An 8,357-nucleotide genomic window follows, 5' to 3' on the forward strand; every position below is an offset into this window, starting at 1 on the left:
GGGTGCCGAGAATGCGCTTTATTCGGGTTCGCTCGAAAAGCTGGCCCGCATGCGCAGGCGTCTGGCGGAGCACGGGTTCACGAGCTTTGCGGAGGCGTAGTTCCGGAGGGTGGAGGACGGAGGGCGGATAACGGGGAGGCAAGAATGCCGCCCGTACTGCGGAGGAGTGGTGTGAGCTATAATCCTGAAATTCATCATCGCCGGTCGATCCGGCTCAAGGGGCATGATTATGCCGGCGGCGGGGTGTATTTTGTGACGATTTGTGCGCATCGGGAGTTTGTCGAATGGGCAGACGGGAAGCCTTTTGGGGCGAGCGGGCGCGGGGCGGCAGTCGTGCCGCCCGGACGAATGGCGCCCATACGGGAAATTATGGAGGAGGAAATGCAAAAGACGGCGCGTCTTTTGCCGTGGATGGAGTGGGGCGAGCGGGTGATAATGCCGGATCATTTTCATGCCCTCATAAGGGTTGAGCGTGGTGGCGGCCGTCTGGGGGATGTGATCACGGGATTTAAGGCGGGGGTAACCCGCACCGTGCGCGCTAGGGGCGATATTCTTGTCGCCCGCAATGGGACGCATGCCCCTGAGAACATGCGGATTTGGCATCGTAATTATTATGAAATGATTGTCCGCACGCCGGAGGCGGAGCAGACCATTGCGGAGTATATCCGGATGAATCCGTGGCGTTGCGTTACTGATTTCGGAGCGGGGTTGCGCGGAATGGGAAATCCGGGGTTGTGGACTGCGAAAAAGCTGGGGGTGTTGTGCAGTCGCAATGCGCCGCAGGGGGTCGACAACAATGCCATCCTTGCGGACCACCTCGTTGCCCTGAGCGGATTCCATTCCCCCGTGGAACGGGAGATTTTCGAAAACCTTCTGGAGTGCAAGCGGCCGGTTATCTGGTGCCCGGCCTGGGGCTTGGATTGGGCGGCGTCACAGCCCGCCGTACGGGAGGCGTTGGAAGAAAACCGGTTGTTGATTTTAGAAATGCGCAATCACGACGGGGATTTGGCCGCGGCGGAGCAACGGAATCGGTTTGTGCTGGAGCGTGCGGATGAACTTTGGCTGCCGCATGTGGCTCCCAACGGGATGCTGGATCGGTTGATCCGTGAGTTGCGTGTGGAAGAGAAAGTGAAAGCGAGGGCTCCAGCGACGCGGGGGGTAAAAGAACCGGCCCAAACATCATCCCAGAAAAGTAAATGAACCACCGATCGACACAGATTTAAGAACAGGCTCTTACTCCGGCGGGTGAGCAGGACAAACTTGAGTATCTGTGTCCATCTGAGTTCATCAGTGGTTCCCTTCCCCGGCGGAGCCGGAACCAATTTTTTTGCCGCGGAGGATCGGGGCAACACGAATCCCTGTGCTTCCGTGTTTGCTATTGCTCCGGCGGTTAAATATTGCGCATTCCATGCGGGAGATCGTTAGCCACAAAAGAGCGCAAAGATCGCAAAAATCACCCGAAAGCCTGTGGAATGAACCTTTGGTGTCCTTGCGTTCTCTCGTGGCCATAACCCGATATTTATCTGCCGAATCGATGGCGACGCGGGGGGTAAAAGAACCGGCCCAAACAGGATGGGCAAAAAAAGCCCCGCGGAAGCGGGGCTGAAAGTGGAGCCAATGATCCGATTCGAACGGACGACCTGCTCATTACGAATGAGCTGCTCTACCAGCTGAGCTACATTGGCCTCTCGAAAGAGTTGATCTGTTTACGAAAAAGGGCGCACCGGGTCAATGCACATTTACGAATTTCGAGCGGGGGGCGCCCAGAACCGTTTCGCCCCTCGGCGTGCATAGAATGGTTTTGCTGCCGGGCCGTCGGTGCGCGCCGCGTCGAGGCGCGGGGCGGGCAACGTCGCGATCGCGCGGGATCAATGCAGTTCGGAAAGCTGGCCGAGGTTGAGGTTGAGGTCCTGCCAGAGGTTTTCGGTGGCGAACTCGGGGTATTCGCCGTTGCTGTCGGCCATGTCGAGGATGGTGACGACGCCGGAGCCCTCGATGCGGAAGGCTTCGAGCCGGAAGTCGCGCAGGGCGCGGCCGGAGGCGAGCTTGACGTGGCCGCACTTGGCGATGGTTTGGATCACCTTGCGCTTGATGAACATGCCGGAGCGGACGTTGAGGTCGGCTTCGGTGATGTAGGCGAGCTCGCGCCCGTTTTCGTCGCGCCAGACGAGTTTGGCGCGGCGCAGCTTGACGAGGGTTTTTTCGTTGATGGCGTAGGCGGGGAATTTGGGCAGGGCGTCGTTGTCGCCCATCTGGGTGGGGTTGAGCCCGAGGACGGCGCCGAGGCGCGCGCCGACGCCGTGGAGGACGAGCGGCTCCCAGTTGCCGCTTTGCGGAATGCGGCGGAATTCGATGTCGAGGTTGTCGAGGTTGAGCTGCCGCACGAACGGGGTCTTCTTGGAAAAGAAGGAGAACCAGTTGAACGAGACCTTGACGTCGGGGATGGAGGCGCCCTCGAAGCCGAGCCCTTCGAGCCGCAAGCCCATCAGCGGGGTGGCCCCGCATTTTTCGAGCGTGATGAGCTGCCGCGCGCCGTTGGACAGCTTGTCGGCAACGGCGGAGCGGAAGCCCTGGGTGCGGGTGATGACGTGCGCACCGATGTAGAGGATGAGGAACACGATGAACGCCAGGATGGCGTTGCGCTTGATCCGAATCCTCAGCGGCTTCTTTTTGGCGGGGTTGCTAGCCATTGGCCAGTTCCTTGGAACGCGCCTGCGCCGCCAGCAGCGCCGCGACGACCGAGTCCTTTACGCCGCGCTCTTCCAGCGTCGAGATGGCGGCGTGGGTGGTGCCGCCCTTGGAGGTGACCTTGGCGCGCAGTTCGGCGGCCCCTTCGCCCGATTCCAGCATGAGTTCCGCGGCGCCGATGACGGTGGCGAGCGCCAGGTTGCGCGAGATGCCCGGCTTCAGCCCCATTTGGTCGGCGGCTTCGAGCATGCTTTCGAGCAGGTAGAAGACATAGGCCGGGCCGCTGCCGCTCAGCGCGGTGACGGCGTCGATCTCCTCTTCCGTAACGACGACGGCGGTGCCGACGGCGCCGAGCAACGTGCAGGCGATTTCCAGATCGAACTCGGTGGCCAGCTCGCCGGCGGCGATGCCGGCGGCGCCGCGGCCGATCAGCGCCGGGGTGTTGGGCATGACCCGCACGACGCGGATCGGCTGGCCATGGGCGATCGTGGCGGACGGGATGCCGGCCATGATGCTGATCACCAGGGCTTCCGGCTTGAGGGCGCTTTCGATCTCCGGCCAGACGGCGGGGAAAATCTGCGGCTTGACGGAGAGTACGACGACGTCGGCGTTGGCCACCGCTTCGGCATTGTTCATGGAGGTTCGGATGCCGTAGCCGAATTCGAAGTGTTCCAGCCGCGCTTCGGAAATGTCGGTCACGCAGACCTCTTCCGCCGTAACCACTTCGTTTCCGATAATTCCCGCAACGATGGCCTCGGCCATGTTGCCCGCTCCGATAAAGGTAATGTTCATAAGATCCTGTGTGTAAGTTTTAGGGTTAGGTTATCACGTTCGTAAAATGGGTTGAGCCGGGCGTCTAGCCCCTTGTTCCGAAAAGGTCGGTTCCGATGCGCACCCAGGTGCTGCCTTCTTCGATGGCGACTTCGAGATCGTGCGACATGCCCATGGAGAGCTCGGGCAGGGGGGTTCCGGTGGTTTGCTGCAGGCGGTCGCGCAGCGCGCGCAGGGCGCGGAAGTGGACGCGGGTTTTTTCGGGGTCGGGCGCGAAGGGCGGAATGGTCATCAGGCCGTGTACCTCGCATTTACCCATTCGGTTGGCGGCTTCGACGACCTCGGCGACCTCGTCGGGTTTCATGCCGAATTTGGCGGATTCGCCGGATACGTTGACCTGCAGCAGGACGGGCAGGGGCGTGGCGGCATGGCTATCGAGCGCTTCGAGCAGCTTGAGCGAGTCGACGGAGTGCACCATCTGGAACAGCCGGGCGGCGACCTTGGCCTTGTTGGTCTGCAAGTGGCCGATGAGGTGCCACTCCAGCCCGGACGGGCACAGCTGAATTTTCGACTGCGCCTCCTGGATGCGGTTTTCGCCAAAGAGGCGCAACCCGCAGGCGGCCGCCTCGCGTACGGCTTCGGGCGGCTTGGTTTTCGATACGGCCAGCAAACGGACGCTGTCGCGATCCCGTCCCGCCTTTTTGCAGGCGGCGGAAATCCGCCGTTCCACCGATTCCAAGCGTTCTTCAAACGTATCGTTCATTGCTTCCCTTCTGTCAGATTGAGCTATGCACAATTACCTTCAATTGCGGCGGGATTAAAGAATGAAAGCGCGAAAACCGTTTCGCGCGCGCCGTTGTCCGGCCCTTTTTTCCCGGGGTCCCGGCCGGTTTTCCGCCCGGCAAATGAAAAGGCGGGATAGCCGATCGAATATACCTGGGATTTTAATTGCAATACTTTTGGTGCTATTTAGACTGCAACACATTCCCCGCGGAGATGTGACCGTTGGGAATTTGGTTGGAACCCATAACAAGGAGATAGAGAATGAAAAAGTTAATCATGATTGCGGCGGGTTGTGCGTTTGCCGCCGGGGTATATGCGGAAACCGCAGCGTTCCAGGCTTCGTTAGTTCCCGATATTGCGCTCCAAAGTCGCGATACCGATATCAAAGGAGCATCCATTGGCGTTTGGAATGAAAACCCGAGCTCCAAATTCCAGTGGCAGTTGGGTTTCGTGAACGGTTCAACCGGCGACAGCGTCGGGGTCCAATGGTTTGTTTTTCTGCCGACCTTCTTCAACTATGCTGAAAACTACACCGGCGCCCAGCTTGGCGTCGTGAACTATGCTTCCGGCGATTTCACCGGTTTGCAGTGGGGGCTGGCCAACTATTCCGCCAGCCTGACCGGTGTCCAGCTCGGCGTAGTCAACGTGGCCAAGGCGGTCGATAGCGGCTTCCAGTGGGGCCTCGTCAACTATGCGGAAACAACGCATAACCTGTTCCAGCTCGGTCTCGTCAACATCATGACCGACAATAACTGGTTCACCGACGTCCCGGGCGATCTGGCCAAGGGATTTGTCATTGTCAACTGGACCTTCGGCGACAAATAGCACGCGCCAAGGCAACGATTGGAAAGCCGCTCCGTCGTGGGGCGGCTTTTTCGTGGTCGGGCGCGAAGGGCGGAATGGTCATCAGGCCGTGCACTTCGCATTTACCCATTCGGTTGGCGGCTTCGACGACCTCGTCGGGCTTCAGCGGCGCAACCCGCAGGCGGCCGCCTCGCGTACGGCTTCGGGCGGCTTGGTTTTCGATACGGCCAGCAAACGGACGCTGTCGCGATCCCGTCCCGCCTTTTCGCAGGCGGCGGAAATCCGCCGTTCCGCCGATTTCAAGCGTTCTTCAAACGTATCGTTCATTGCTTCCCTTCTGTCAGATTGAGCTATGCACAATTGCCTTCAATTGCGGCGGGATTAAAGAATGAAAGCGCGAAAACCGTTTCGCGCGCGCCGTTGTCCGCCCATGCCGGGAGAGCGGAAGGCCGTTCTTTTGGCCGGAAAGAGGGAGGGGTTGTTCTGCGTGGCTTGCGGGGTATGCGGTTGGTCGGTCGGCTCGTGATTTTTATCGCCAATCGTTCGCCTTGAACCGGAGCGCGGATTCTGTCTACTGTTAAAGAATGAAAGCAACCCAATCAGTGTCGATCCTCTTGCCGTTCCTCCTGTTGTCTTCCGCCGCCTACAGCGGGCCGGAGGTTGACCGCCTGCTGGAGGGGTATTCAAAAATCGAAGCGGTCTCCTGTCACATCCGTCGAACCAAAGAGGGCAATCTGGGTAAGATGACCTTCCTCAGCCGGGTTTACTGGACCAACAAAGACCAGTTGCACGCCGAAGGAATTTCCCCGATCAAGCGGCGAACCATCGCGGATGGAAAGACGCTCTGGCAGCATATCGAAGGCGACTCCAAAGGGTTCTCGCGGCCGGTGGACGAGCTTTCGGAGCCGATGACCATCTCGCTCCGAATGGTTCCGGGCACGGCCATGGACCATCTGTTGCGCCTTAAGGGGTTTGATGAGACCCCGCTGGCTGGCGATGCGACCGCAGCCAAACAGGTCGGCATCCAGGCCGGCGAGCAATACGTGGTTCTGCGGTTCGATGCTGCGGACCGATTGATTGGGCTTCGTTTTTTCAAGACTTCCGGCATGAAGGAGTTGACGGCCCGGTACGACTATAGTGGCTTCGCGGAGGCCGCGCCCGGGGCATGGGTGCCGTTGGCGCATGAGCTTGTGGTTTTCGGGGGCGATGGCAGCTTCAACGAGACGGTCAGGGTGGATCGATTCGTTGCCAATAAGCCCGTTGCCGAGTCTCTTTTCATTTCGTCTAGTTTCTTTGACAAGAGCGTTGACTTCGTTTTCGATTTTGCAAATATTTCCAACAAGTAGGGGGTAGAAGGTTCCCTCTGATTGCATAAGGAGATATAGGTATGAAAAAGACTGTTGCAGGATTGCTTGTTGCATCCTTTGTTGTCGCGACCATCGCACCGGCGCATGCCGCCGAGGCTAAAAAAGGCGGCGTCGAGGGGTTCCTTTCCGGATGTTGCCTTGGTGCGCGCACGGCGGCCGACTATAACACCGAGGGTACCGGCGAACGCGAATTCGTTCCGTGGTTGCTCGTTGGGTGCTGCCTGGGGGGCAGAACCCAGATCGATTACGCGCAAGGTAAAGATATCCACTGGCGCGATTGGGGTCGTTTGATCCCGTACGCAGGCGTTGTCTTCGCAGTATGGGATGGTCTTGATGGTGCAAATGGCGTAACCCGTCCCGGCATCGCCGAAACATATGGATCGACGTACTATTAATCGACGATTAGGCACGCTGATGACGAACATTCCGACAATCCTTATTGCCGGAGTGTTCTTTTTTTGTGCCCCTGGCTTTGCCGACCGGTTGACGCTGGCCGAGGATCTTTTCCTTAAAGGGGAGTGGGGGCTCTGCCACCGGGAGTGTCGGCGCGCCCTGCTGGAGGGCGAAGAGCCGGAGATGCGATTTAGGCTGCTTGACGCCATGTCGGCCGTCCGCTCCGGAGCCGCCGCCGAAGCGGTTGCCCCGCAATTGGCCGCCATTGTCGAGGAAAGCAGGGAGGTGCAGGTTTCCGCCCTCGCCGCCTACGAACTGGGGCGCCAGCAGTGGCGCATGGACCGGCCGAGCGAGGCATTCAATTCCATTGCCATGGCCTTCCACAGCACGACCAACAAGGAGCTGTTTCTCCATGCGGCCTGCTCGTTGTCGCGACTGATGAAGCAGAATCCGGAGCTAAGGCAGAATCAGGAGGGCTTGATCAGCCAGATCAATACTTCGCGCAACCAGTGGTACGAGGGCCTGTTTGCGCAGTGCGGCAAGCCCGAGCCGGCAAACCATGAGCCAGCGGCGCCGGGCTGGATCATCGGATTTTACCGCTCCCAGATCAGCCCCGCCATCGGCGACCGCTGCAACCTGCAGCCCAGCTGCTCCGAATATTTCGTAGAGGCTCGCGAACGACGGGGGCTGCTGGCTGTTCCGATGATTGCCGATCGCTTCGTCCGCGAACCTGACGTGAACAGACGGCAACGCGAACCGCTGATCATGGAAGATGGGCGCATCCGTTACGCTGACCCTATTGAACACCACGACTTCTGGATGAACCCATGAACAAAACCCCGTTTTTAATTCCGCTCTTGGTCTGCACCGTCGTTTCCGCCCATGCCGGCGATACCACATTCTCTCTCGCGCGTGAGCTGCTCAACGAAAAGGACTATTCCTTGGCCGCCGTCGAATTCCGTCGTTTTGCGATGGAGACCGAAGCGCCGGAGGAGGTGGCGGCCGCCTACCTCTATGCGGGCTATGCCTATCTACAGGCCGGCAAAACCGTCCCGACCCGCGAAATGCTCGACCGCGCCGAGCTGGCCGATACGCAATCGCTCTATGGCAACGAAGTCGCCCTGCTCAACGCCGAGCGCGCTTACCGGGCACGCGATCCGGAAAGCGCCCTCTATTTCTATGATCTGCTCGCGGAACCCGCCACGCCGGAATCGCTGCGCACGTTTGCTTTGCGACGCTCTGCGGCCATTCATTGTTCCCGGGGCGATCTCGAGGATGCGCGCCGGCAACTGGGCCGGCTTCCTGACGGGACCGCCTCGCTGCAGGCGCTCGATACCTACGCGGCCGGACAGGATAAGAGTCCCTATGTCGGAGGGTTGCTCGGGTTGATTCCCGGTGCGGGGTATTGGTATTCCGGCGAAATCGCCAACGGCTTCCGTAGCCTCATTCTCAACGCCCTCTTTATCTACGGCATGGCCCATACCGCATACGAAGACCAGTGGGGGGCGTTCGCGGCCATCTCTTTTTTCGAAGTCACGTGGTATACCGGCA

Annotated in this window: 10 protein-coding genes and 1 tRNA gene; 6 read left to right on the top strand and 5 right to left on the bottom strand. The window is 59.7% G+C overall.

The genetic code is table 11. The features are described 5' to 3' along the window. The first annotated feature begins 171 nt into the window (after window positions 1-171). Window positions 172-1,200: a transposase gene (locus ABYO54_RS10740; RefSeq protein WP_372808248.1), complete on the top strand. Its 1,029-nt coding sequence runs from the start codon at window positions 172-174 to the stop codon at window positions 1,198-1,200. 409 nt (window positions 1,201-1,609) lie between these two features. Here the strand turns inward: ABYO54_RS10740 and ABYO54_RS10745 are convergent. The 4 genes from ABYO54_RS10745 to ABYO54_RS10760 form a co-directional block, all read right to left on the bottom strand. Beyond that, window positions 1,610-1,685: transfer RNA gene (locus tag ABYO54_RS10745), tRNA-Thr, on the bottom strand. A gap of 183 nt (window positions 1,686-1,868) precedes the next feature. Then, on the bottom strand, window positions 1,869-2,690 hold the full coding sequence (locus ABYO54_RS10750; RefSeq protein ID WP_372808249.1) for a hypothetical protein: 822 nt from the start codon (window positions 2,688-2,690) through the stop codon (window positions 1,869-1,871). After that, on the bottom strand, window positions 2,683-3,480 hold the full coding sequence (gene proC, locus ABYO54_RS10755) for a pyrroline-5-carboxylate reductase (protein WP_372808250.1): 798 nt from the start codon (window positions 3,478-3,480) through the stop codon (window positions 2,683-2,685). The genes ABYO54_RS10750 and proC overlap by 8 nt, the downstream gene beginning before the upstream one ends. A gap of 64 nt (window positions 3,481-3,544) precedes the next feature. After that, a complete protein-coding gene (locus ABYO54_RS10760; RefSeq protein WP_372808251.1) occupies window positions 3,545-4,222 on the bottom strand; it encodes a YggS family pyridoxal phosphate-dependent enzyme in 678 nt (225 codons plus the stop codon). 281 nt (window positions 4,223-4,503) lie between these two features. Between ABYO54_RS10760 and ABYO54_RS10765 the strand changes: the two genes are divergently transcribed. After that, a complete protein-coding gene (locus tag ABYO54_RS10765; protein ID WP_372808252.1) occupies window positions 4,504-5,067 on the top strand; it encodes an LA_2272 family surface repeat-containing protein in 564 nt (187 codons plus the stop codon). A 141-nt stretch (window positions 5,068-5,208) separates the two neighbouring features. Here the strand turns inward: ABYO54_RS10765 and ABYO54_RS10770 are convergent, their stop codons facing one another. After that, window positions 5,209-5,373, bottom strand: coding sequence for a hypothetical protein (locus tag ABYO54_RS10770; protein WP_372808253.1), 165 nt, complete (start codon window positions 5,371-5,373; stop codon window positions 5,209-5,211). 257 nt (window positions 5,374-5,630) lie between these two features. Between ABYO54_RS10770 and ABYO54_RS10775 the strand changes: the two genes are divergently transcribed. From ABYO54_RS10775 to ABYO54_RS10790, 4 genes are all read left to right on the top strand, one after another. Then, window positions 5,631-6,392, top strand: coding sequence for a hypothetical protein (locus ABYO54_RS10775; RefSeq protein ID WP_372808254.1), 762 nt, complete (start codon window positions 5,631-5,633; stop codon window positions 6,390-6,392). A gap of 41 nt (window positions 6,393-6,433) precedes the next feature. After that, window positions 6,434-6,808 carry a hypothetical protein gene (locus tag ABYO54_RS10780; RefSeq protein ID WP_372808255.1) on the top strand — a complete coding sequence of 125 codons (375 nt, stop codon included), beginning with the start codon at window positions 6,434-6,436 and terminating at the stop codon, window positions 6,806-6,808. Window positions 6,809-6,827: 19 nt separating this feature from the next. Further along, on the top strand, window positions 6,828-7,637 hold the full coding sequence (gene yidD / locus ABYO54_RS10785) for a membrane protein insertion efficiency factor YidD (protein ID WP_372808256.1): 810 nt from the start codon (window positions 6,828-6,830) through the stop codon (window positions 7,635-7,637). Beyond that, window positions 7,634-8,357, top strand: a 724-nt coding sequence (locus ABYO54_RS10790) for a hypothetical protein (RefSeq protein ID WP_372808257.1), incomplete at its 3' end; no start/stop codon positions are given. The genes yidD and ABYO54_RS10790, both read left to right, overlap by 4 nt.

Source organism: Pontiella sp., from assembly GCF_041622395.1.
Classification (GTDB): Bacteria; Verrucomicrobiota; Kiritimatiellia; order Kiritimatiellales; family Pontiellaceae; genus Pontiella.

Coding starts and splice junctions, on each gene's coding strand:
- ABYO54_RS10750 (WP_372808249.1), bottom strand. CDS start 2,690: ATGGCTAGCAACCCCGCCAAAAAGAAGCCGCTGAGGATTCGGATCAAG.
- proC (WP_372808250.1), bottom strand. CDS start 3,480: ATGAACATTACCTTTATCGGAGCGGGCAACATGGCCGAGGCCATCGTT.
- ABYO54_RS10760 (WP_372808251.1), bottom strand. CDS start 4,222: ATGAACGATACGTTTGAAGAACGCTTGGAATCGGTGGAACGGCGGATT.
- ABYO54_RS10765 (WP_372808252.1), top strand. CDS start 4,504: ATGAAAAAGTTAATCATGATTGCGGCGGGTTGTGCGTTTGCCGCCGGG.
- ABYO54_RS10770 (WP_372808253.1), bottom strand. CDS start 5,373: ATGAACGATACGTTTGAAGAACGCTTGAAATCGGCGGAACGGCGGATT.
- ABYO54_RS10775 (WP_372808254.1), top strand. CDS start 5,631: ATGAAAGCAACCCAATCAGTGTCGATCCTCTTGCCGTTCCTCCTGTTG.
- ABYO54_RS10780 (WP_372808255.1), top strand. CDS start 6,434: ATGAAAAAGACTGTTGCAGGATTGCTTGTTGCATCCTTTGTTGTCGCG.
- yidD (WP_372808256.1), top strand. CDS start 6,828: ATGACGAACATTCCGACAATCCTTATTGCCGGAGTGTTCTTTTTTTGT.